Origin of the sequence: Brevibacillus sp. MER 51 (assembly GCF_023714195.1) — a bacterium.
Classification (GTDB): domain Bacteria; phylum Bacillota; class Bacilli; order Brevibacillales; family Brevibacillaceae; genus Brevibacillus.
The window spans coordinates 1-315 of record NZ_JAMAUS010000079.1 but is presented as its reverse complement, the minus strand read 5'-3'; the positions used below and the strand labels follow the sequence as shown (position 1 = coordinate 315).

Here is a 315-nt window from a genome sequence, read left to right as displayed (position 1 = left end):
AGAGTAACTGCCTGGCAACGTCCTACTCTCCCGGCTCCCTGCGGAGCAAGTACCATCGGCGCTGGAGGGCTTAACGGCCGTGTTCGGCATGGGAACGGGTGTGTCCCCTCCGCCATCATCACCAGACATTCTGTCGCAACGACAGGATATTTACTTTATCACGCAAGTCTCTATCAGACAAGCGGGAAATGAAGGAAATACTCCTTCAAAACTGAACAGCGAATGTTGCGTTACGGTCATATCTCCATAGAAAGGAGGTGATCCATCCGCACCTTCCGGTACGGATACCTTGTTACGACTTCACCCCAGTCATCT

Annotated in this window: 2 rRNA genes; both read right to left on the bottom strand. The window is 52.4% G+C overall.

The window, feature by feature from the left end:
- Positions 1-9: 9 nt before the first annotated feature.
- A 5S ribosomal RNA gene (gene rrf / locus M3630_RS30740) occupies positions 10-126 on the bottom strand.
- 124 nt (positions 127-250) lie between these two features.
- Positions 251-315: ribosomal RNA gene (locus M3630_RS30735) — 16S ribosomal RNA — on the bottom strand; the annotation flags it as partial.